23 protein-coding genes are annotated in these 19454 nt (G+C 44.3%); 18 read left to right on the top strand and 5 right to left on the bottom strand.

Annotated features, from left to right (window positions below):
* Nucleotides 1-56 precede the first annotated feature (56 nt).
* Both N4A56_RS07760 and N4A56_RS07765 read left to right on the top strand, forming a co-directional pair.
* On the top strand, nucleotides 57-536 hold the full coding sequence (locus N4A56_RS07760) for a 23S rRNA (pseudouridine(1915)-N(3))-methyltransferase RlmH (protein WP_293671549.1): 480 nt from the start codon (nucleotides 57-59) through the stop codon (nucleotides 534-536).
* Between the two features lie 78 nt (nucleotides 537-614).
* Entirely contained in the window at nucleotides 615-830 is a 216-nt protein-coding gene (locus N4A56_RS07765; protein WP_293671550.1) for a hypothetical protein, read from the top strand.
* A 144-nt stretch (nucleotides 831-974) separates the two neighbouring features.
* On the opposite strand, the gene N4A56_RS07770 is transcribed toward N4A56_RS07765, so the two are convergent.
* Nucleotides 975-1619 (bottom strand): 16S rRNA (guanine(527)-N(7))-methyltransferase RsmG, encoded by a 645-nt coding sequence (locus N4A56_RS07770; protein WP_295546295.1) that lies wholly within the window; start codon nucleotides 1617-1619, stop codon nucleotides 975-977.
* 188 nt (nucleotides 1620-1807) lie between these two features.
* Here N4A56_RS07770 and N4A56_RS07775 point away from each other — a divergent pair, with 188 nt between their 5' ends.
* The 8 genes from N4A56_RS07775 to N4A56_RS07810 all read left to right on the top strand — a co-directional run bounded on the left by N4A56_RS07775 (nucleotide 1808) and on the right by N4A56_RS07810 (nucleotide 9403).
* On the top strand, nucleotides 1808-2764 hold the full coding sequence (locus tag N4A56_RS07775) for an ACP S-malonyltransferase (protein WP_295546297.1): 957 nt from the start codon (nucleotides 1808-1810) through the stop codon (nucleotides 2762-2764).
* Between the two features lie 299 nt (nucleotides 2765-3063).
* Nucleotides 3064-4710, top strand: a complete 1647-nt coding sequence (argS, locus tag N4A56_RS07780; protein ID WP_295546299.1) for an arginine--tRNA ligase — start codon at nucleotides 3064-3066, stop codon at nucleotides 4708-4710.
* Nucleotides 4711-4734: 24 nt separating this feature from the next.
* Complete coding sequence (locus N4A56_RS07785) at nucleotides 4735-5532, top strand: SPOR domain-containing protein (RefSeq protein ID WP_295546302.1); 798 nt, start codon at nucleotides 4735-4737, stop codon at nucleotides 5530-5532.
* A 99-nt stretch (nucleotides 5533-5631) separates the two neighbouring features.
* Entirely contained in the window at nucleotides 5632-6438 is an 807-nt protein-coding gene (locus tag N4A56_RS07790; RefSeq protein ID WP_293671558.1) for an ABC transporter permease, read from the top strand.
* 18 nt (nucleotides 6439-6456) lie between these two features.
* Complete coding sequence (locus N4A56_RS07795; RefSeq protein WP_295546305.1) at nucleotides 6457-7275, top strand: ATP-binding cassette domain-containing protein; 819 nt, start codon at nucleotides 6457-6459, stop codon at nucleotides 7273-7275.
* Between the two features lie 37 nt (nucleotides 7276-7312).
* On the top strand, nucleotides 7313-7759 hold the full coding sequence (gene mlaD / locus N4A56_RS07800) for an outer membrane lipid asymmetry maintenance protein MlaD (protein ID WP_293671560.1): 447 nt from the start codon (nucleotides 7313-7315) through the stop codon (nucleotides 7757-7759).
* A 121-nt stretch (nucleotides 7760-7880) separates the two neighbouring features.
* Entirely contained in the window at nucleotides 7881-8534 is a 654-nt protein-coding gene (locus N4A56_RS07805) for an ABC transporter substrate-binding protein (RefSeq protein ID WP_295546307.1), read from the top strand.
* Nucleotides 8535-8545: 11 nt separating this feature from the next.
* Complete coding sequence (locus tag N4A56_RS07810) at nucleotides 8546-9403, top strand: VacJ family lipoprotein (RefSeq protein WP_295546309.1); 858 nt, start codon at nucleotides 8546-8548, stop codon at nucleotides 9401-9403.
* Between the two features lie 173 nt (nucleotides 9404-9576).
* On the opposite strand, the gene N4A56_RS07815 is transcribed toward N4A56_RS07810, so the two are convergent.
* A complete protein-coding gene (locus N4A56_RS07815; protein ID WP_293671566.1) occupies nucleotides 9577-9912 on the bottom strand; it encodes a cupin in 336 nt (111 codons plus the stop codon).
* A gap of 69 nt (nucleotides 9913-9981) precedes the next feature.
* Nucleotides 9982-10299: a cupin domain-containing protein gene (locus N4A56_RS07820; protein WP_295546312.1), complete on the bottom strand. Its 318-nt coding sequence runs from the start codon at nucleotides 10297-10299 to the stop codon at nucleotides 9982-9984.
* A 222-nt stretch (nucleotides 10300-10521) separates the two neighbouring features.
* Here N4A56_RS07820 and N4A56_RS07825 point away from each other — a divergent pair, with 222 nt between their 5' ends.
* The 5 genes from N4A56_RS07825 (at nucleotide 10522) to N4A56_RS07845 (ending at nucleotide 13878) form a co-directional block, all read left to right on the top strand.
* Nucleotides 10522-10806, top strand: coding sequence for a LysO family transporter (locus tag N4A56_RS07825; RefSeq protein WP_293671570.1), 285 nt, complete (start codon nucleotides 10522-10524; stop codon nucleotides 10804-10806).
* On the top strand, nucleotides 10796-11395 hold the full coding sequence (locus N4A56_RS07830) for a lysine exporter LysO family protein (RefSeq protein WP_295546317.1): 600 nt from the start codon (nucleotides 10796-10798) through the stop codon (nucleotides 11393-11395). Before N4A56_RS07825 ends, N4A56_RS07830 begins: the two co-directional genes overlap by 11 nt.
* A gap of 142 nt (nucleotides 11396-11537) precedes the next feature.
* Nucleotides 11538-12278: a basic amino acid ABC transporter substrate-binding protein gene (locus tag N4A56_RS07835; RefSeq protein WP_295546320.1), complete on the top strand. Its 741-nt coding sequence runs from the start codon at nucleotides 11538-11540 to the stop codon at nucleotides 12276-12278.
* Nucleotides 12279-12362: 84 nt separating this feature from the next.
* Entirely contained in the window at nucleotides 12363-13151 is a 789-nt protein-coding gene (locus tag N4A56_RS07840; protein ID WP_295546324.1) for an amino acid ABC transporter permease, read from the top strand.
* Complete coding sequence (locus N4A56_RS07845; protein WP_293671577.1) at nucleotides 13141-13878, top strand: amino acid ABC transporter ATP-binding protein; 738 nt, start codon at nucleotides 13141-13143, stop codon at nucleotides 13876-13878. Before N4A56_RS07840 ends, N4A56_RS07845 begins: the two co-directional genes overlap by 11 nt.
* 30 nt (nucleotides 13879-13908) lie before the next feature.
* Here N4A56_RS07845 and N4A56_RS07850 read toward each other — a convergent pair whose 3' ends face one another.
* Nucleotides 13909-15261 (bottom strand): NAD(P)/FAD-dependent oxidoreductase, encoded by a 1353-nt coding sequence (locus N4A56_RS07850; RefSeq protein ID WP_295546326.1) that lies wholly within the window; start codon nucleotides 15259-15261, stop codon nucleotides 13909-13911.
* 333 nt (nucleotides 15262-15594) lie between these two features.
* Between N4A56_RS07850 and tpx the strand changes: the two genes are divergently transcribed.
* Both tpx and N4A56_RS07860 read left to right on the top strand, forming a co-directional pair.
* Complete coding sequence (gene tpx, locus N4A56_RS07855) at nucleotides 15595-16110, top strand: thiol peroxidase (protein ID WP_293671581.1); 516 nt, start codon at nucleotides 15595-15597, stop codon at nucleotides 16108-16110.
* A 250-nt stretch (nucleotides 16111-16360) separates the two neighbouring features.
* Nucleotides 16361-16831, top strand: a complete 471-nt coding sequence (locus tag N4A56_RS07860) for a hypothetical protein (protein WP_293671583.1) — start codon at nucleotides 16361-16363, stop codon at nucleotides 16829-16831.
* 122 nt (nucleotides 16832-16953) lie between these two features.
* Here the strand turns inward: N4A56_RS07860 and N4A56_RS07865 are convergent, their stop codons facing one another.
* Nucleotides 16954-17190, bottom strand: a complete 237-nt coding sequence (locus N4A56_RS07865; protein WP_293671585.1) for a hypothetical protein — start codon at nucleotides 17188-17190, stop codon at nucleotides 16954-16956.
* 92 nt (nucleotides 17191-17282) lie between these two features.
* Here N4A56_RS07865 and N4A56_RS07870 point away from each other — a divergent pair, with 92 nt between their 5' ends.
* Nucleotides 17283-19415, top strand: a complete 2133-nt coding sequence (locus tag N4A56_RS07870) for a Tex family protein (protein ID WP_295546331.1) — start codon at nucleotides 17283-17285, stop codon at nucleotides 19413-19415.
* Nucleotides 19416-19454 lie beyond the last annotated feature (39 nt).

Here is a 19454-nt window from a genome sequence, read left to right on the forward strand (position 1 = left end):
AGGCAGCCAATACGGATCCAATAACCCGAATATATCTCCAATGATGGAGTAGCTACATGATTCAACTTAAAATTATTGCCGTCGGCAAAATTAAAGAACGCTTCTGGGCAGATGCGGCAGAACACTACATTACCCGCCTGAAGCGCAGTTATAAATTTCAAGAGATCACCGTTAAAGACGGCAACGCTAAAATGAAGCCGCTTGAACGAAATATCGATGAAGGCAAACGTATTCTCGCTGCCCTTGCCCCTACAGATATACCTATCTGCATGGATGAGCACGGAAAAACATACACCTCCGTAAAATTTTCTGAAATGCTCGACCGAATCGGCATGGACAACAACCGGACACCTACCCTAATAATTGGTGGTGCATACGGTCTTTCGCAAGACGTATTAAAAAAGTGCCAGTACAAAATCAGTTTGTCACCTATGACATTCACGCACGAAATGGCACGCGTTGTTCTGTATGAACAACTCTACCGCGCTGATGCTATCCTTCGTGGTAGCCCATATCATCATATTGCCGTCAAATAATGATAATTGCCCGACTCTAACGCGCTGCATCCTGCAAAATATACAGAGACTCAGCACAGACTTAAGCAAGGAGAACCTATGGCTGCCCTACACTTACAATATCTTAAAGAACTTGAAGAATACATGAGCTCAGGACGCATGCAGGAAGACTTTGAATGCTCTCCTGAAGAACGCCGTTTTGAAATGCTCGAATTTCTCGAAACGCTCATGGATGTTGCTGAAATCGCAGATGACACTGCAACAAAACTCATTTTTAAAAATTCCCAGCTTGGTGCGCTTACTGGCGTAAAATAAGTTATAGCAAAGCATCCAAGCTTTTTGCTGCAAGCGTTCATCAAGAAAAAAGGCTGTCCCGCATTCACAGGACAGCCTTTTTTTCATCTCAACTAGCTCGATAGTATCGTCGGTACGATACACACCTCGAATACATCTGTAAGACTACGCTTTTATCAGCGACCAGAAGTATCTGGTATCCTTACCGACGCTATACGAAATTTCTTTTTCTACGCTCCATCCTTCTGTAAGATCTTGCGGCACAGGCTCAAGGGCAAGAACAACAATTCTACCCTGCGATTTAATATTCGGACCAACAAGATCAAGAAGCTTTTTCCACGGCATAAACGCACGGCTCAGCATAAGATCAGCAGGGTCATGCCTTGCCATAAATTCTTCTACACGCCCTTTGTAGACCGTGGTATTCGGAATACGTAAACGCTTAACGGTCTGCTCCATAAACATTGCTCGTTTTTCACGCACGTCTACAAGATGGTATTCTCCTTCCTGCCAAAGAGCACGAAGAGGTATACCGGGAAGCCCTGCACCTGCGCCGAAATCCCATGTAATCGGAGCATCCGGAAGTGGCAAAGAGCGCAAAAACTGGTTAAGATGCAAGCTATCGATAATAAGAATAGTCAGGATGTCCTTCCATGAATATGGACCAACAAGGTTCATTACCTTGTTCCATTTTAAAACGAGGGTCAGATATCCTGTTAGCGCTTCAAGCTCTGATTCTGAAGGAGTAAAGCCTTCTCGCTTTAACAGCGCAGCCACGTCAGTAACTGTTGGAGAGTCGTTCTTTTTCACTGAGTCTATCCTTATGTATATAGAAGCATCGGCTGCCATATTCTATGCATGCCGTTACCTTTTGCTAAGTCTTAATCGGGTTAGGTGGTACTGCACCTCGCCCCCTCTTGCAAGTGAAACAGAGATAGCCTATTAGGCTCTACCAAGCGACGTAGTAAAATTGAATCATATTACAATGTGAGCATATCATGACAATAAACACCGATATAGCGGTTCTCTTTCCGGGACAAGGCTCTCAGGAGCCGAACATGGGACGTGATGTTGCAGAAGCAAACGCAGACATCATGGCACTATGGAAAAAAGCTGAAAAAATTAGTGGCATCGATCTTCGCGGAATTTACTGGGATGGCGACGAAGCTGCCATGGCAGATACCCGCAACTTGCAGCCAGCACTTACACTTGTAAACCTTGGCTTGTGGATTGAAGCTTCAGGCTCCTTGCGCCCTTCCTGCATGGCTGGTCACTCCTTGGGTGAATTCAGTGCACTTGCAGCATCAGAGGCGCTTTCTGTTGAAGCTGTTCTTGAAGCAGTTTCCTTGCGTGGTCGCCTTATGGCTGACGCAGACCCGAACGGTAACGGTGCTATGGCTGCGGCCATGAAAATGAAACTTGATGCAGTGAAAGCTGTTGTTGCTGATGTTGCTGAGTCTACAGGGGAAATGATTCGCATCGCCAACTACAACACACCGGGCCAGTTTGTTCTTTCCGGCACTAAGACAGCTATCGCTGAAGCTGGTGTTAAAATCAAAGAACAAAAAGGTCGCGCAATTCCATTAAAAGTTTCCGGCGCATTCCACAGTCCTCTTATGGCTGACGCAGCTAAAGAGCTTTCCGGCTACTTTGCCAAACTTTCCTGGAACAACCCTAAGTACCCTATTTACTGCAACGTGACAGGCGAACCTGCTGGCACAGCAGCAGACCTTAAAGAAATCATGCCGAAACAGATGACATCATCCGTTTTCTGGATCGACACTATCACCAACCAGTACAACGCTGGTGTTCGTCAATTTGTAGAAGTAGGTCCGAAAGGCGTTCTCTCCAAAATGCTCGGACAAATTTTAAAACCAGTTGCAGACTCCTCCGAATGGGAAAGCCTGAATCTGGGCAACCTTGAAGCTGTTGAAGCGTTTAAGACTGCAAAATAACATACATCCGGCAGTGCAGAAAATACTGTGCTGCCGGATTTCTTCATAAAGCACGTCTTTTCAGGCGTTAAAAAGTTTGCTAAAAAAATAAGTTCCCTTCTGAACGACAGTTCTCTTACACTGTAGTTTCAAGCTGTTACACTACAGCCACTAAGGTAACTTTTCCGCGTTGCGGGATATTGTAAAATTTAACAAGCGCCTTTCTCATTTGGAAAGTCGCTGAACAGTATCGCTAGACCAGTTGAAGTGCACACTTCAGCTTACTTGATATACTCAACTTTATACGTGAATGGAAAGACATGCGCGCTAAGAATCATTTATCTACAGCCCTTAAAGCAATTGTGGCTGACCTTGATCTTGAATGGCCTGCCAGAACAACCATTGAACCTCCGAAAGAGAAAAAGTTCGGTGACATGGCGGCAAACATTGCCATGGTTCTGGCTAAACCTGCAAAACGCAACCCGCGTGAACTTGCAGCACTCATCGCTGAAAAACTCATTGAAGATCCAATGATCGACAATGTAGAAATTGCAGGCCCCGGCTTCCTGAACATTACATTCTCCGTTGATTTCTGGAGAAGCACCATCGCCATTATCGAAGAACGCGGCGAAGACTTCGGTTCCATCAATCAGGGTGAAGGTAAAAAAGTTCAGGTTGAATACGTTTCTGCCAACCCTACCGGTCCGTTGCATATCGGTCACGGTCGTGGTGCAGCAGTTGGTGACAGCCTTGCGCGCCTTCTCCGCTTTGCAGGATACGACGTATACACAGAATACTACGTCAACGACGCAGGTCGTCAGATGCTTATTCTCGGTCAGTCTGTTCTCTTCCGCGCTCGCCAGATCAAAGGTGAAGACCTTCCTGATCCTGAAGATTTTTACCGTGGTGAATACATTAAAGACATCGCACAGGAAGTTCTCGATCAGCATCCTGACTTGCTTGAAAAAGACGATGCTCTCGAAATTTGCCGCGAATACGCACTTAACCAGATTCTTAACGGCATTAAAACAGACCTTCAAGAGTTCCGTGTTGAGCACCAGAACTGGTTCTCTGAACGCTCCCTTGTAACTGCCGGTGCTGTTGAAAAAACATTCAACCGTCTTAAAGAAGCAAACCTTGCTTTTGAAAAAGACGGCGCTCTCTGGTTCCGCACTACAGAATTTGGTGACGACAAAGACCGCGTTCTTCGCAAGTCCGACGGTTCACTGACCTATTTTGCTTCCGATATTGCTTACCACGACAACAAATATGACCGTGGTTTCGATTTGAACGTAGACATATGGGGTGCTGACCACCACGGTTACATTCCGCGTATGCGTGCAGCTATCGAAGCATTGGGCAAGCCAAAAGAAAGCTTCGATGTTATTCTCATCCAGCTTGTAAACCTGCTCCGTAATGGTGAGCAGATTGCTATGTCCACCCGTGCAGGACAGTTCGACACTCTCGAAGAAGTTGTTAAAGACGTTGGCTGCGATGCTGCACGTTTCATGTTCCTTTCCCGCAAAAGTGACAGTCATCTTGACTTTGATCTTGAGCTGGTGAAACAGAAATCCATGGACAACCCTGTATACTACGTGCAGTACGCAAATGCCCGTATTTGTTCTGTACTGCGAAAAGCAGCAGAACGCGGTATTTCTGTACCTGAAAAAACAACTCCTGAGATTCTTTCTGCAATAAAAGAAGACAGTGAACTTGACTTGATTAAACTTCTCGATCAATTTGAGGATGTTGTTGATTCAGCAGCACGTCAACTTGCTCCGCACCAGATTAGTTTCTACGTGCAGGAACTTGCCAGTGCATTGCACAGCTTCTACGCAAACAACCCTATCCTTAATGCTAAGGATGAAAACGTCATTGCAGCACGCCTTTGCCTGCTCCAGAGCGTTTCTAAGGTTATCCGTAACGGTCTTAACCTTGTGGGTGTTGAAGCACCTGAATCTATGTAATTTAACACGAGGATGTTTGCCTGAATGGGCTTTGCACCGACTACATCAAAAGATAAAGACACAGGGAAAAATATTTTTAATTTTTCCCTGCGTCTTCCTGAACTGATTGGCTTGGCTGTTATTATTCTTGTCGGCTTTATCTGGGTCTTTATTTTCGGCTTACTTGTAGGTCGTGGATACCAGCCGGAAGAAGCACTGCCTGAGTTAAAGCACATTATGCCGTCTCAGCAGCAGGTTGTAGAAATTACTCCTACCCCTGTTGAAGAAAACATAGGTAGCAACTCTTCAGTACAGCCCAACAACACACCTGCTTCCCGTCCAATTGAAGTTGCTGAGGCACAGCCTGTAACTAAAAAGCCGGAAGAGGTCGTTCTCAAACCGGAACAGTTAAACTTTTTTGAACAGCTGAAAGCCAAGGAAGCTTCCAACAGCCCGGCTACAGCACCAAAAGTCAAAAAAGCACATGTTGTTGCAAAACAAGCTAAACCTGCTCCAAAGGTACAACCAAAACAGTCTGTAGCTGCTGCACGCAAGCCAAAAGCTCAAAAACAACAAGCTGCTCTCAAAAAGGACAGCCCTGCTTTTGAGTACATCTACCAAGTTGCTGCTTCCACAAACAAAGAAGCTGCAACCAAGCTTCGCAGTTCTATGGAAGGAAAAGGCTTTACCACCTCAATGGCTACGGCTGTTGTTAAAAATGCAACATGGTACCGTGTGAACGTGCACTTTGTTGGTTCGCCAAATCAACTCACCCAATTCAAAAGCCGCCTAGCGGGTGCTGGATACAGTAATCCGTTATTGAAGAAGAAAAAGCAGCGTTAATACAACACAATGCATGGGGTGCAGGCTTCACTTGACGGACTAATAGCAACTTATCTATCATCGTCCGATTGAACTCGAGATCAAAAGGAGCCTGCATTCATGCATCAGAAAACTGGCTTCCAGACCAATCCAGTCGCCGCGCTTGGGCGTTCCGCAACTGATTTTATATCTAGTCTGGGAGAAATTTTTCTTTTTTTCTTAGAAGGTACCCGTCTTATCTTCTCTTCCCCGAAACAGCTGCCGAAAATTATTCGTCAGATGTATTTTATCGGATCTAAATCCTTATTCGTCATTTCCCTTATCGGTATTTTTACCGGCATGGTGTTAGGACTCCAAGGATACTATACACTTGTTAAATTTGGCTCAGAAGGATTACTGGGAGCGGCTGTATCGCTCACATTAATTCGTGAACTGGGACCGGTTCTGACTGCAATAATGATTACCGGACGTGCCGGATCATCCATGGCAGCAGAAATCGGTGTTATGCGAATCTCAGATCAGATAGATGCACTTGATGTTATGGACATAAACCCGATGGCGTATCTGGTTTCTCCTCGCATCGCTGCAAGTGTATTATGTTTCCCGTTACTGACGGCGCTATTTGACGTTATCGGGATTTTAGGCGGCTACTTGACCGGCGTCACAATGCTTGGCATCAACTCTGGTGTATACTTTCACCGAATTCACACCAGCGTAACCATGTCTGACGTGAGTGAAGGATTTTTGAAAGCCTTAGTCTTTGGTATTATCGTTGCCACTATCAGCTGTTATCAAGGATACAACACTCACAAACGAACAGACAGTGTAGGACCGGAGAGCGTCTCCAACTCTACTACCGCTGCTGTTGTACTTTCCTGCGTTTTAATTTTGGTAAGCGATTACGTTATCACTTCCTTCTTATTATAACTCAGGATGGATATTACTATGTCAACAACGACTTGGGATATTGAATTACACGACCTTTGGGGAGGATATAATAATACCAAAATCCTCAAAGGCATTAATGGTTCGCTTCCAGCCGGAAAAATATCCATTATTCTTGGCGGCTCCGGTTGTGGTAAATCCACACTGCTGCGCCATATTCTTGGGCTGAACCGCCCGATGGAAGGGAGTGTTCGAATTGGCGGACACGACTTTTTTGCGCTGGAAAAATCACAGTTCAGAAAAATTCGTCGTCGTATGGGAGTTCTCTTTCAAGATGGCGCGTTACTGGGGTCTCTGACATTGGGTCAAAATGTAGGGCTGCCGCTATCTGAACACACTAAATTACCGCAGGACACCATTCGGAAAATAGTGCTGCACAAACTCGGTCTGGTAGGACTCGCTGACTATATTGATTACTACCCTAACGAGCTTTCTGGTGGTATGCGGAAAAGGGCAGGATTGGCACGGGCAATCGTAATGGACCCTCAAATCCTATTATGCGACGAGCCTACATCAGGGCTTGATCCTATTAATGCTGCGGAAATGGATCAATTGCTTCTGAGTATGAAGGAACATTTTCCATCCATGTCCATTGTTGTAGTTAGCCATGATTTAGAAAGCCTACATAAAATTGCTGACAACGTTCTTGTTATTAATAAGGGGCAAGCTGCCTACTGCGGCAATCTTGAAGGATTGCAGAGCAGCGAAGATCCGTATTTGAAACAGCTACTTGGGAGAAAGCCCAACAGCATCACACAGCCTTCTGTCAGCCTAGGGGCAGACATTCAGAAAGAGCTGTCTAACTGGCTTGAAAAGTAGTAGAATTTTCAAAAAATAAAGTATAAGAGCAGTCTCCATGAAAACGTACTCTAAAGAAACCGCCGTGGGCATTTTTGTGTTAATTTGTCTGCTTTGTGTCGGGTACCTCACAATCAAGCTTGGCAAAATGCAGCTTGGGTCTTCCGATACATATATTGTGTATGCAAAATTTGAATCCGCAGCAGGATTACGTGCTGGCGCTGGGGTGGAAATAGCCGGTGTTCCTGTGGGAAAAGTTGCTTCTGTTTCATTGGATCAGGAAAACTACCTTGCTGAGGTAGCGCTTGCTATCCAAAACGATGTTGAACTTGGCGACGATATTATTGCCTCTATCAAAACAAGCGGTCTCATTGGCGATAAGTATATAAAGCTTACGCCCGGTGGCTCCACTGACTTATTAGAAGATGGAAGCGAAATCAGCGACACTGAGTCTGCTGTAGATATCGAAGAACTCATTAGTAAATACGTTTTTGGAGGAGTTTAGAATAAGAGAAATCTCGTATGTACTTTCACGCCGGACTTGCTATACTACGATGTAATTTCTTTTATTTTACGCTGTTAAAAATCCAAAAACCCTTACTTATCCTATATGGGGGGAAGGTTTTATGTATAAAACCTCTAAAAAACTTTTGACATATGTCATTTGCTCTTTATTCATAACCATGCTTATTGCAAATGTAGCGTTAGCAGATGCCAAAAAAAATGCATCCGATGCATTGCAGCATGCAGTTGATGGAATTTCACATACGCTCAACAACTCGAATCTGAAGAATTTATCAGAAGATAGCGCAGTTGTTTCGGAACTTGAGAAAAAAATTCTAGATATTTTCAGCATGGAACAATTCTCCATGCGTACTGTCGGAAAAAAATGGAAAAGTTTCTCTCCGTCTCAAAAAACTGCCTTTAAAGATGCGTTTGTGAAACTTCTCAAAGCAACCTACTTCAAGCATATCAGCGAATATGACGGACAAACTCTCACTATTGTTGGTGCTCGCACAAACAAAAAAGGTTCCAAAGTAGAGGTTCGTACAGTTGTTAACATTGAGGAAAAAGAAATTCCTATCAGCTACCGCATGCTTGTTGAGAGTAAAAAATGGATGGTTTACGACGTCTTGGTAGAAGGCGTGAGCATGGTTAAGAACTACAGAACACAGTTCAAAGAGCTGCTGCGCAAAGGCTCTCCTGACGACCTCATTCGAAAACTTCAGGAAAAAGCCGTGCGTGTCCGCCAAAAGCAGGCTGCCGCCGACAAACAGTAATTGAGGTACTAATGCGACATTGGATTTGGCTTACTCTTGCTCTTCTCATTCTCAACATACAGCCAGCTTTTGCAGATGGAAAAATACCGTTAGCGCTTTCTGACGACACATCTATTACGGCTCCTGGTGAAACACTACTTTATTCCACGTCCACCTTTGTTGCAGAAAATGATGAGACATTCAGTGATGAACCTGAATTTTTCGAAGAAGATACTGATTATTTCAGTGACGAAGAATACGAAGAAGAGAATTCAGCAGCCTCTGTCTACGACCCTTTTGAGGGCTGGAACAGGGTATGGTTCACCATAAATGACTGGATTTATATTGATGTAGGTAAACCGGCACACGCTGCATACCGTGTTGTTGTTCCAGAACCAGTTCGTATTGCTATTAACAATGTGATTGTAAACTGGTTCGGCATGCCGCGCAGGTTTGTAAACGCGCTGTTGCAAGCCAAGTTTGCTCTTGCAGGCATTGAACTCTCACGCTTTGTCGTTAACACAGCCTTCGGGTTCGGTGGCATTATTGATATTGCCAAGGACTTAAAGCCAGTTATTCCTTACACAGGTGATAAGGAAGACTTTGGACAAACATTAGCGACATGGGGCGTTCCAGCAGGACCGTATCTTGTCCTTCCGTTTTTCGGTGCTTCCAACTTCCGAGATACAGCAGGGATTATTGGTGAATCTTTCCTTCCACCATCTCTTAACCCTCTGTACTGGAACTATGTTCTGTTTGCCACTGCCCAGTTTAACGTTCTGGACAAACGAATCGGCGTGTATGAAAACGTCGTAGGCACAGCTGTCGAGCCATACATTGGCTTGCGCAATGCATATTCACAGCTCCGACAAGCGCAAATAGACAACTAATCTATTTTACAGCAAAAAAGGTTCTGCTTGATATACTCAAGCAGAACCTTTTTTTATTCTATGAGGTACAATAAGCACACTGCTACGGGTAGGAAGTAAACATAAAACGTAAGAAGTTATGTCTTGTGCAGATATTACATACACATTCTGCTGCCATGTACTATCAGGCTACCCTACTCTTCTTCCTCTTCTTCCTTCATAGGCGTATAGCTCACAAGCACGCTCATGTCTTTTTTTGCCCGCAAACCATGCGGTACGCGAAGATCTGTAATAACCACATCCCCACGAACTAAAGAATCTAACACGCCATGCTTGCCAAGTAATAGTCCTTCGCCACTTAGAATAACCACCATTGATTCGCCGAGAGTTTCATAAGATTGAACAGGAAGTTCCTGACCTGCCTTCAAATGCAGGCTCTTAATCTTTACTCCGTTCGATTCATGTACCAGTCGCTCTTGAATTTTTGCTGGATTAAACACCGCATTTTGCAAAATACTACTTTTATGCATAGGAGCCTCCTTTCCACTATGGAGTGTACCCGAAAAGCTCCGTATTCTGACAGTATATTAGCAGTATGACTAAATTGGAGGTGCAATTGTTACCACAAGGCTCATATCTGTAGAAGCGCGTACGCCATGCGGCTCTTTGATTTCACAAATCAAAACATCACCCGTTTTAATGGCATCTAGGGGACCATGCTCACCCAAAAGTTCGCCATTGCCATTCAGCACAACCATAACGAGTTCACCTTCAAGATTATGCGAGTGCACTGGCATCTCCTGCCCTGCTTTCAAATTAAAATTCATAACTTTAACATGTTCTGATTCGTGTACAAGCTGAACATGCATACGGCTCGGATTAAAACTACGGCTTTCAGTAATACTATTTTTACGCATAGGAAAAGCTCCTTTAATTCAGTGTATGCTTCCACTCTAGCGGGTTAACAGTATTATTCTGTGATGAACGTCACGTTACTGATTTCATTGCATTCAACCCCTGCACAAGGTATTCGGACGTAAAAAATTCCCTTTTTTGACAATTGACAATACCTATACAGAAGGCTACCCGCATTTTTTCGGTTATTGGCAATATACTACCATTCCATCTCTGGAGGCACTGTGCTTATCACTGTTCTATGTATCCTTGTGGGAATCCCCCTCGGCTTCCTTTTACGTAATAACAAATCCGTTGTTGATACTGTTAACCGCCTCACTATGTGGTCTATTTACGCGTTACTCTTCATGCTCGGTGTCACCACTGGTTCCAATAAAACCATTGTAAATGAGCTAGGTACAATCGGAGTTCAGGCAGCCTGCATTAGCGTTTGTTGCGTTCTAGGCAGCGCCTGTGCCGTTCTGCTTCTTGATAAACTCGTACTTAAAGGAAAGTTCGATGAAAGGTAGCCTTATTATTCTGTCCTTTTTCATTGCCGGATGCTTTATTGGACACATGGACTCTGTTCCGGCATGGCTCCTTAATGATGCACTTTCCACCTACACTCTGTATGCACTGCTCTTTCTTGTAGGTATGTCCATCGGGTTCGACTCTCACTGCTGGCAAATTCTCAGACAAATGCACATAAAAGTACTGCTTGTTCCAATCGCTATTGTTGTTGGAACAGCCGCAGGTTCTCTCGTTGCATGGAGTATTATAACAGATATGCCAATGCGGGATGTACTCGCAGTAGGCGCTGGATTCGGATACTATTCACTATCTACAGTTATAATAACAAACCTCGGCGATCCGGTTCTAGGTTCTGTTGCCCTGCTTGCAAACATCATTCGCGAGATAATCACTCTGCTGTGCACACCAATTCTTGTTCGTTTTTTTGGAAAACTTGCACCCGTAGCATCAGGCGGCGCAACAGCCATGGATACAACTCTTCCAATAATCGTTAAATTTACAAGTGAACGATATGGCATTGTCGCTGTATTTAGCGGCATGGTTCTAACAGTCCTTGTTCCATTTATCGTGACATTTATAATGACGTAGTACTCAAAAGAACTACATAAAATTACTTTTTTGTACTTTTTCACGTAATTCAAGCGATTATCTGTTGACATTTACTGCTCACAACGCCAGATTATAAGCGGGACGTTTATCAAATCACATTTTTGCAAAGCAGGAGAACCCAATGCTGAAAAAAATAGTTCTTGCGCTGGTAGTTGTTGCCGTAACCGCTTCCTTCGCATTCGCAGAAAAAACAATTGTTATCGCGCATGACGCAACTTGGCCGCCAATGGAATTTGTCGATCAGAACAAAAACATTGTGGGTTATTCTGTTGATTATTGTGATGCCATTGCAAAAGAAACTGGTCTCAAAGTTGAGCATAAAAGCGTTGCTTGGGACGGCATTTTTGCAGGCTTAGTTGGCAGAAAATACGACATGATTGCATCATCTGTATCCATTACTCCTGAGCGTCAAAAGAAATTTGATTTCTCCGACCCGTACTTTGAAGTAACTCAGGCTGTAATTCTCCCAGCAGACGCTTCCGGTTCTTCACTCGCAGATCTGAAAGGCAAAACTCTTGGTGGACAGATTGGCACCACAGGCGTTTTCATGGCTAAACGTGCTGGCGGCGTTAAAACAAAAGAATACGACGAAATTGGTTTCGCTATCGAAGCTCTCTACACTGGTCGTATTGACGGTGTTATCTGCGACGATGCAATTGCAGCAGACTACGTTCTCCGTAATCCTAAATATGCCGGTAAATTCAAACTCGCATTTATCGTTAAATCCGATAAGCCTGAGTACTACGGCTTTGTAGTACGCAAAGGTAATAAAGAACTTCTCGACAAGCTCAACAAGGGCATCGCAGCAGTAAAAGCAAAAGGTATTGAAGACGAACTCCGCAAAAAGTGGATCGGTCAATAATCAGCCTCTGTACTTACAATAAGGGACTGGTACTTACAGAGCACCAGTCCTTTCTTTTTACTGTAACCAACAGCGATAAACATTATGAGTGTAGAAAAAAAAGAAGTACGCATTGCCGTTACAGACGGGATGCTCATTCCTTCCGGTAAAGACAAAAGCATTGTAACTGCGTGGAGCATTTCGCTCATTTTTGCGATAAGCTCCATCGTTTACTTATGCGTTAAAAATCCTGATCCGTATCTGGACATTCTCAAATTCTTACCGGACGGAATTCTGGTTACATTTCAGGTAACAGTCAGCGCAATTATACTGACCATACCTATCGGTCTTGCAACCGGTATGGGGCGATTATCTGAAAATAAAATTATCAACTTAATTGCTTCAACGTACGTAGAAATTATTCGCGGTATTCCGCTTCTGGTTCAACTGTTTTTCATCTATTATGCTATCGGCGAGTTCATACAGCTGCCGGATTTAACTGCTGCAATCATCGCCATGTCCGTCTGTTACGGCGCTTACATGGGTGAAGTTTTTAGAGCAGGTATTGATGCAGTTGACTCCGGACAAACAGAAGCTGCGCGTTCACTCGGTTTCAACAAAACTGAGACCATGTTTATGGTCATTCTCCCGCAGGCTTGGAGAACTATTCTTCCACCTGTGGGTAACGAATTTATCGCGCTGCTTAAAGATTCCTCTCTTGTTTCCATTCTTGCAGTTTCAGAATTACTGCGCCGAGGCAGAGAGTACGCGTCTGTTACGTTTAACTATTTTGAATGCTATCTTATGGTAGCTCTTATCTACCTTGTGATTACCCTGCTCCTTTCAAAAGGAGTAAGCATCATGGAAAACAAACTGAATTACTATGACGACTAATCCAATCATCCAAGTAGAAAACGTCTACAAGTTTTTTGGACAGCTCACAGCGCTTAATGATGTAAGCCTGAACATTACTTCAGGTGAAAAAGTCGTTATCCTCGGGCCATCTGGTTCTGGTAAGTCAACACTATTACGCTCCATCAACCGTCTTGAAAAAATAGACAAAGGTCATATTGTCGTCGACGGTCAGGACATTACTGCACCGGAATGCAATATTAACAACGTGCGTCAGGAACTGGGCATGGTGTTCCAGAGCTTTAACCTGTTTCCACACAAAACCGTGCTGGGAAACCTGATTATGGCTCCCATGCGCTTAAAGAAAATGCCAAAAGAAGAAGCTGAATCCATTGCATTGGAGCTGCTGAAAAAAGTTGGTATCTCGGACAAAGCGCATGTGTATCCGGCTAAATTATCCGGCGGACAGCAGCAACGTGTTGCCATTGCACGGGCGCTTGCCATGAACCCGAAGATCATGCTTTTTGACGAGCCGACATCTGCACTCGACCCAGAAATGATCGGCGAGGTTCTCGACGTTATGACGAGCCTTGCAAAAGAAGGCATGACGATGGTTTGTGTGACGCACGAAATGGGCTTTGCGCGTGAAGTTGCAGACAGGCTGGTGTTTATGGATCACGGTGAAATTATCGAAACAGGCACGCCTGAAGAGTTTTTCACTAACCCTAAACATCCGCGCCTCAAGCAATTCCTTCAACAGATTCTATAAATAAAAAAAGCCGGTTAAACCGGCTTTTTTTTATTTGAACATATATCTGATGGTGTACCCGAACGACGGATACGCCCACAACCACTTTGTCAGTTCTGCAACAGTTGTATTCGTGCGCATAGCAAATGCAAAAATATTAATTATCTCTTCCGAATTATGTCCATTCACCGTTGCTCCTAAAATGGTATCATCCTTCTTAGAAACAAGAACTTTGTACGAAGGATACAGCTCGCCAATCCTCCTATATTCTGACCAGCCCGAAGAGCTTCCTTCGAAAACTTTATATGGAATATTCTGCGCCTGTGCTTCTTCTTCACGCATTCCAACAGTGCTTAATGGAGGATGCGTAAACAGCGTGAATGGCACCACGGAGTAGTCAGGACTTTCTTCATTGCCATGCAATATATTATGTGAAACGACCATGCCTTCCATAGAAGCAACAGGAGTCAGCTCCATGCTATTTCCCACAACATCACCGGCAGCATAAACCCGTGGGTTGGAGGTACTTTGCATGTACTCGTTGACCTTGATGCCGCCTTTTTGATTTAACTCAAGCCCGCCTTTTTCTGGATTTAAATCCTCAACGTGAGCTATTCGTCCCGCTGCCAGCACAACGCAGTCTGCTCTAAATTCGATATTATCCTCACCAGCGCACAAAACTAAGTCGTCCCCTTCGCGTGTAAGTGTGTTTGGAGGAAGCATTGTATGAAAGCGTACGCCCATATCGCGGCTTGCCTCAATCATGCAATCAACTAATGATGCATCAAAACGACGCAAAAAGCGCTCACTGCGAAGCACAACATCAACTTGCGCACCAGCAATAGCAGCCACATGCGAAAGCTCAAAAGCAATAAACCCACCACCGATAAACACAATACGCGATGGAAGTTCCTGCATCTCAAAAAATTCGTCGGTTGTTGTAAGCAGTTCATGCCCTTGAAAATGAACAGGGCGGGACTTAGCTCCGGCTGCAATTACTATTTTTTTCGGCTGATACTGAATCCGATTGATGACCACAGTATCCGGCGTTAAAAACTGAGCCTTGCCATGTACACCTGTAATGCCATGACTCTCATAAAATTCTTCAACAAGTTTCGGAATAGGATCACGCATGGCTGCCATTCCGGTCATCATCTTTTTCCAGTCAATGGAAAGACATCCGCGCAACCCTCTTTCCTTCATGTGCATACGCCGTAGCGCAACATTAGTCACATCGAACAGAAACTTCTTCGGCTCACACCCACGCAGCGGGCATGTTCCACCAAAAGGCTGGTAATCTGCCACGACCACCTGTTTTCCTTCTGCGGCACAGGTGCGTGCAACCGCCCCACCCGCTGGTCCAGATCCAATAACAAGAACATCCGGTTTTTCTATTTTGGTCATGAAGCCTCCTGCTGTTCAATCGACTAATCCACGTAATTGTAGCAACTCCTCAGCCCCGTACAACTATTACTCGTCTTTTTCCTCTGCGCCGCTTTTCTTTAAACACAGATAGTTACAAAATCATTAACCCTGCCTGCTAACAAAATAAATGAACTCTGAGAGCTTTTCGGTATAACGTGAGATGATTCTTTCACTTTTTGGGAGTGTATAAAATAATTTTTTTATTAACAATAACTATTCCCATTAAACACTTTTTTGTGTAGAAGGATTTTCAACAAACAAAAACACAGCCCAACTGGGCGTTACTATGAACTATATTGTCAGGAGAATCTCATGATTGAACGTTCCGGTCTCGTAACTTTTCACGGCAACGGTCTTACACTCGAAGGCACCTCTGTAGAACCTGGTGATGCTGCACCTGACTTCTCCGTACTTACAAATGATTTACAAACCAAAACTCTTGCCGACTACAAAGGCAAAGTTGTCCTTCTGGTTACTGTTCCTTCTATTGATACCCCGGTATGCGACGTTGAAGCACGTCGTTTCAATCAGGAAGCAGCAGACCTGCATGAAGATATTGAAGTACTTACCGTCTCAACTGACCTTCCTTTTGCACAGGCACGCTGGTGCGGTGCTGCGGGTATTAATTCCGTAGAAGTACTTTCCGACCATAAAGACCTTTCACTTGGACACGCATACGGTGTTGCTATTAAAGAACTTCGCCTTCTCGCCCGTGCTGTTTTTGTGATCGACCGTAATCACAAGGTAACCTACACTGAAATTGTGCCAGAAGTTACCAACGAACCAAATTACGAAGCTGTAATCAAAGCAGCAGAAGCTGCTTTGTAAGCATACTCCTCTCTTTGGAAAAGCCCAAAGCCCCTGTTCGGATTGTCCGAACAGGGGCTTGCTTGTTCTAACGATAACTTTACCAGAGACATAAGGGATCTTAAGTAGCTACGCGCAACCTTCCGTGCACTTCACGGCTTGCTACTTTTTCTGATCTACCTATTGCACCAATAGTCACATTTCTGTACTCTGCATCTGCATTTTTTGGAAATGCCTTTTTTATCTTTTCGCCAGTAACAAAGGGATTAAGATGGATATTCTTGCAATACGTGACCATTTGATTGCAACAGTTATGCGCCGCATTGATACTTCTTTAAGCACCCGTGCTGAAGCGCTTAGAGAGTTTATGGACGTAACCCTTCCTAATATCGAAAAAGATGCTTCCGCTGAGATTGCTCAGCATATTCCAACACTGCCAGTAGAAATTTATAAAAAATGGGCAGAAATGTTTGCTGACCGTATGCTTCAGACAGTCAAAACAGACCAACTCGCCGACATGTGTGATAACACAGACGAAAGCAACGCAACTATCTCGCTTGTGTACCTTATGTTTATGGAATCTGAGCGAATGGAGCAACAAATTGCAAAAGACTTAGCTGAGCTTGGAGTAAAAGCAGGAACCACTGATGAAGTGGGCAACTTCCTTGGTGATTATCTCCGCACGGCTTTGGGAGCGCGAAGCCAAGAGCAAATGCAGCAGCCATCCCAACAGTCCGCATAGAAACATACTAAACACAACTGCTTCGATCATAACAAAAGACCAAACTCAGCTCAGGGTTTGGTCTTTTTTGATAGCACTCGCAATTTAAGTGCGTAGCATTAATTCGGTCTTGTCTTCTCGCCTTACTTCAGTTCTACTCGCAGACCATCTGGTTCTGAAATAAGTTTTACATGTTGATCGGTTGCTTCAAGGTCATGAGCCATCCCTTGAAAAAGAGATGCCCGCGACGTCCATTCGTCATTAACAAACACGTCGCACGCACCACCATTTGACTCAAAACGCACCTGCGTGCCATCATCAAGGGTCAGTAATTCTGTTTCACGCAATACCAGCGGCAGGTCTTTACACGTAAAGGTCATAACGTTCTCCTTTGCACATGAGCAATGCGGTTTTGAATACTATGTAAGTAGTCACTAACGTAACATACACAAGATAAAGAGCATTATTTATAATGACAAACGCACAAAAAATTATCGCACAGGAACTTTCCTTGGCAGAAAAAAATGTTGCTTCTGTTCTGGAATTATTAGCAGAAGGTGCCACTGTGCCCTTTATTGCCCGATATAGAAAAGAGGCTACAGGCTCACTGGACGAAGTCGCTATTACCGACATTCGTGATAAATACGAAGCTTTCACAGCGCTTAACAAACGAAGAGATGCTATACTGTCCGCATTAAAGGAACGAGAACAACTTACACCAGAGCTTTCTCAATCATTACAAAAAGTTGGCACATTATCAGAGCTTGAAGATATCTACTTACCATACAAGCCAAAGCGCAGAACAAAAGCACAAACAGCCAGAGAACGAGGGTTGGAGCCACTCGCAAACCTCATTTTCGAGCAAGATGCCTGCAAGTTAGAATCGCTGGCAGCTGCCTACGTATCAGAAGAAAAAGATGTACCAGATATGGATGCAGCACTGAAAGGTGCGCGTGATATCATTGCAGAGCGCATCAGTGAAGACACTCCGACACGAACAGTTTTCCGCAAAATTTTCGCCGTAAAAGGAGTTTGCATATCCAAACTTGCGCGTGGCAAAAAAGACGAAGATGCAGCCACTTACAAAGATTATATTAATTGGCAGGAACCCGTAGCAAAAGCACCCGGGCACAGGTTACTTGCCATGTTCCGAGGCGAGCAGGAAGGCTTGCTGAGTCTTTCCATACGACCAGACGAGAACTTGGCGTTAAACGCCCTTACAAACCACTTTGTTACTTCAGGTAACGCTTGCAGCAAGCAAGTAAGGTTGGCATGCGAAGATGCCTACAAGCGCCTACTTGCCCCTTCTCTTGAAAATGATATCCGAAACGAATTAAAACAGCGCGCTGATGTGGAAGCCATATCTGTTTTTGCATCCAACCTTCGGGAACTTCTTCTTGCTGCTCCACTTGGACAAAAACGAGTACTCGCTCTTGATCCAGGATTCAGAACCGGTGCAAAACTTGTGTGCCTGTCAGAATATGGTGATCTGCTCCACAATGAAACAATCTACCCTACATCCGGAGCAAGAAAAGAAGCACAAGCCGCAGAACGAGTTCAGGCTCTTGTCAAAAAATTCAACATCGAAACCTTTGCGATTGGTAACGGAACAGCATCGCGTGAAACGGAAGCATTTGTCCGCAACCTTGCTATCCCAAATGTATCTATAAATATGGTGAATGAATCTGGGGCATCAATATACTCTGCTTCTGCTGTTGCGCGTGAAGAATTTCCAGATCAAGATATTACTGTCAGAGGTGCGGTTTCCATCGGACGCAGGCTTATGGACCCGCTCGCCGAGCTGGTTAAGATAGACCCTAAATCCATAGGTGTCGGACAATACCAGCATGATGTTAACCAGACAGAACTTAAAAAAGCATTGGATGACGTTGTGGCTTCCTGTGTAAACAGCGTTGGAGTAGAATTAAACACAGCAAGCAAGGAATTGCTTAAGCATGTTTCTGGACTGGGCGCGGTTTTGGCACAAAATATTGTTTCTTACCGTACTGAAAACGGCGCGTTCAAATCACGAAAAGAACTTCTTAAAGTCGCCCGACTGGGTCCTAAAGCGTATCAGCAATGCGCCGGTTTTCTACGCATCCATGATGCAAAGAACCCCCTTGACAGTTCTGCTGTGCATCCAGAATCGTACAAAGTCGTTGAACAAATGGCGAAAGATATTGCTTCAACCTTGCCGGAACTTATCGGTAATGCTGACCTTAAAAGCAAGATTGATCTTGCAAAGTACATATCAGAAAAAACAGGGCTACCTACTCTTACTGATATAATAGATGAACTTGCACGCCCGGGTCGTGACCCGCGTGAAAAGTTTACTGAATTTACTTTTGCGGATGTGCATTCAATATCTGATCTGCACGAAGGCATGACACTTCCGGGAATTGTTACAAACGTTACTAAATTCGGTGCGTTTGTTGATGTCGGAGTGCATCAGGATGGGCTTGTCCACATTTCACAACTGGCAGATCGCTACGTTAGCGACCCGTCAGAAGTTGTTCGCGTGCAGCAAAAAGTCATGGTTAAAGTGATAGAAGTTGATGTGCCGCGTAAGCGTATTTCACTCAGCATGAAAGAAGTGTCTGCATAGCCGAGCTTTTCCATCAAAGCATAAAAAATGCTCCCTGTT

Origin of the sequence: Halodesulfovibrio sp., from assembly GCF_025210605.1 — a bacterium.
GTDB lineage: Bacteria > Desulfobacterota > Desulfovibrionia > Desulfovibrionales > Desulfovibrionaceae > Halodesulfovibrio.